The 3,399-nt window shown below is 44.8% G+C and carries 2 protein-coding genes and 2 pseudogenes; all 4 read left to right on the top strand.

Annotated features, from left to right (window positions below; genetic code table 11):
* Positions 1–747 (top strand): annotated as a pseudogene (ply, locus tag HT698_RS10090) (cholesterol-dependent cytolysin pneumolysin); the annotation flags it as partial.
* Positions 748–756: 9 nt separating this feature from the next.
* Complete coding sequence (locus HT698_RS10085) at positions 757–1,503, top strand: peptidoglycan recognition family protein (protein ID WP_101514457.1); 747 nt, start codon at positions 757–759, stop codon at positions 1,501–1,503.
* Positions 1,504–1,522: 19 nt separating this feature from the next.
* Positions 1,523–1,741 (top strand): YSIRK-type signal peptide-containing protein, encoded by a 219-nt coding sequence (locus HT698_RS10080; RefSeq protein WP_173220127.1) that lies wholly within the window; start codon positions 1,523–1,525, stop codon positions 1,739–1,741.
* Between the two features lie 160 nt (positions 1,742–1,901).
* Positions 1,902–3,399 (top strand): annotated as a pseudogene (locus HT698_RS10075) (hypothetical protein); the annotation flags it as partial.

The raw sequence follows: 3,399 nt of genomic DNA, 5'->3' as shown, positions 1-3,399 counted from the left end.
AGGCAGAGAGGAATTTCTGCCGAGCGTCCTTTGGTCTATATTTCGAGTGTTGCTTATGGGCGCCAAGTCTATCTCAAGTTGGAGACCACGAGTAAGAGTGATGAAGTAGAGGCTGCTTTTGAAGCTTTGATAAAAGGAGTCAAGGTAGCTCCTCAGACAGAGTGGAAGCAGATTTTAGACAATACAGAAGTGAAGGCGGTTATTTTAGGGGGCGACCCGAGTTCGGGTGCCCGAGTTGTAACAGGCAAGGTGGATATGGTAGAGGACTTGATTCAAGAAGGCAGTCGCTTTACAGCCGATCATCCAGGTTTGCCGATTTCCTATACAACTTCATTTTTACGGGACAATGTAGTTGCGACCTTTCAAAACAGTACAGACTATGTTGAGACTAAGGTGACAGCTTACAGAAACGGAGATTTACTGCTGGATCATAGTGGTGCCTATGTTGCCCAATATTACATTACTTGGGATGAATTATCCTATGATTATCAAGGTAAAGAAGTTTTGACTCCTAAGGCTTGGGACAGAAATGGCCAGGATTTGACGGCTCACTTTACTACTAGTATTCCTTTGAAAGGGAATGTTCGCAATCTCTCTGTCAAAATTAGAGAGTGTACCGGACTTGCCTGGGAATGGTGGCGTACGGTTTATGAAAAAACTGATTTGCCACTAGTCCGTAAGCGGACGATTTCTATTTGGGGAACGACTCTTTATCCTCAGGTAGAAGATAAGGTAGAAAATGACTAGGAGGGAAGAATGTTTGCGACAAAAAGAGTGAATGGCGATTTGTTTTCAGGACTTATCACAGATGTGGATGAGGAAATCATGAATAGCGATCAAAATCGCCTTGATATTGATACTATTGTCATCCACCATAATGGTGGGCTGAGTGATGAGGGGGCTAGAAGTACTTGGTATGTCTCTACAGGTCATGGCACATCTGCTCACTATCAGGTGACTCCTGATAAGATATGGGGGTGTGTTGGTGAAGAGAGCGTTGCCTATCATGCTGGCAACTATGAAGTCAATCAGCGTTCGATTGGTATTGAACACTTAAATAACCGTGGGGAACCTGACTGGACTATTGCAGAGGAAACCTACTGGAACTCAGCACGTTTGATTGCAGATATTTGTGATCGTTATAATTTGCCAATCAATCGTGAGACCATCCATCCTCACCAGGAATTTACAGCTACAGATTGCCCTGGGGGGATTGATCTAAATCGACTCATCCAGATGGCGGCTGAGATTCATGCTGGCGATAGTTTCCAAGTCTCAAAAGAGGAACAGCCTCGAGATGGGAATGGAGAGTATCTAGTGCGTGTGGTAGATGATGATCTCTACATCCGAACAGGTCCAGGTCTGGCTTATCCTGACCAAGGTTTTTGTCCTCTTGGGACTTTTACCATCATGCAGGTAGAAGAAGCAGATGGCTATACTTGGGGCTTGTTGAAGTCGGGTAGGGGCTGGATCGCACTAGACTATACAGAAGAAATCAAATAGAAAAAGGAAGGAAGAATGAATGAAACTAAAAAGTAAAGAAGAGCGCAAAGGGGAAAAGGTTTTTCGTTACTCAATAAGGAAGTACCACTTCGGTGCTGCTAGCGTTGCCGTTGCGGCGCTGATGTTTTTTGCCAACGGGACAGTACAGGCACAAACACCTGAAATTTCCCCAGCGACAGAGAGTGGAACGACTAGAACCAGCGCCCTTGTAAGCGATTCCTCGGGGGGGGGTATCTGAAGAGCTAAGTGAAAAAACTCCTGATACAGACCCAGGTCAGCCCGAGCCATCTAAGCAAGGTAATCGAGAAAATCAAGAAGTTTCAAATGAAAACAAGTCTCTAGTAAAAGATAGCGAAGAAGGCAAGGGAGAAAAACAAGCAGAGGTAAACCGTCCTACTGTGGATAAGTCACTTGCCGAGTCTGCACAAACCAGTCTACAAGCTTTACTTGCCAATCTGACACTGGACTCTATGAAAGAACTCCACGCTCGTGTAGAAGCAGGTCTAGCAAGAGCTAAGGCTGTTCTTGAAAATCCAAATTCCAGTCAAGAGGAGGTCAATGCCCAAGTTCAAGTCATGAAAACCTTGACTGAGGAGGTCAACAAGGCTTTGGCTGGTGGACTCACATCCCCAGCTGAGCTCGGAGAAGGAAGTGGGGCGACTCTAAGTGAACCAAGCCCAACTCCTAGACGAGGACGAGGGCGTAGAGGGCAACTAACCCCTCCTGCCACGCCAGCACCAGCAGAAAATCAAGAAACCAAGGAAACAGCGGAAGAAGCTACAGACTACACCAATGGTCCAGGTAGCTATCCTCTATCAGAAAACATCCATAAACTCCTCCAAGAGCTGAAGACCAGCACTGAAAATCCAGAACAAGTCCAAAAACTGAAGGAAGCATACGATAAACTAAATGAAGCATTGCAGACAAAGGAAGATGGGGTTGTTGACCAGGAGGTCTTTAATGCTGCTCTTGAGGAATATAAAAAGGCTAGTCAACTAAAAAAAGGTGCAGAGGGAACTAGGAGTTCTAGGAGTCGAAGAAGTACCTCTAACACTGTTTCTGGACTTGTCTATGGGCTGGCTACTGGAAGACCAGGACACGAGAGGAGATGGACGAATTCGGACGGCAGTGGAAGAGATAGTGTAGCATTATTGAATGGTTCTGATCTGAACGACGCACCGATAAAATTTATTGCTACCGTAGAAAATGGAGGAATTCGCGAGTTTACATTAACAGGCTTTCCGGATACTGTTGGGGGTAAGAAATGGGCGACAATCACTACAACTTATTCTAACGATAGAAAAAGAGCGCTGATAACGGTTAGGGGTAAAACACCCTCAAATATATACGGACTATATAATGTAAACTTAAATGTAACCCTAAATAGTGGAAATGAACAGAGTAGGATTCAACAAGTTAGGTACCAACTTCCACGAGCGGAATTTGACTTATCTCCATTAGGGACAGGGCGTACAGCTCAGCAAGATGTGGAGGGTAAAGCCAAAGCCAAGGGAAACGACAGGCCTGTATTGCAAGTGAAAGTCCCTTTACCACCAAATGGAAGAATAGACTCAACTAATATTCCTCCTAAGGGTCAGTTGAGAGTCCTCTTAGTTCGAGGTGGAAGAAATGAAACATTTGGCGGTACAGCAACTAATGCAGAGGATTATGACATTGTTGCGTGGGCACTAATAGGAGAAAAAGGAACGGGGTATATTACTCCGCCTCAATATCTAAAAGAATCTATAGGTGATCAAACCTTGCGCTTGGTTACTGCTTACGTTCAGCAAAATACAAATAATCCAATCAGCAGTGACTTTGTTTCACCTTTATCTAATGAATCTATCAGGCCGACGAATCCGGTGGATAGGGATGGAGCTAAAGCCAAAGCTGAAC

It is taken from the genome of Streptococcus sp. 3109, from assembly GCF_013276905.1.
Taxonomy (GTDB): Bacteria; Bacillota; Bacilli; order Lactobacillales; family Streptococcaceae; genus Streptococcus.
The sequence above is the reverse complement of the archived record's forward strand: the minus strand, read 5'-3'. Positions and strand labels throughout refer to the sequence as shown.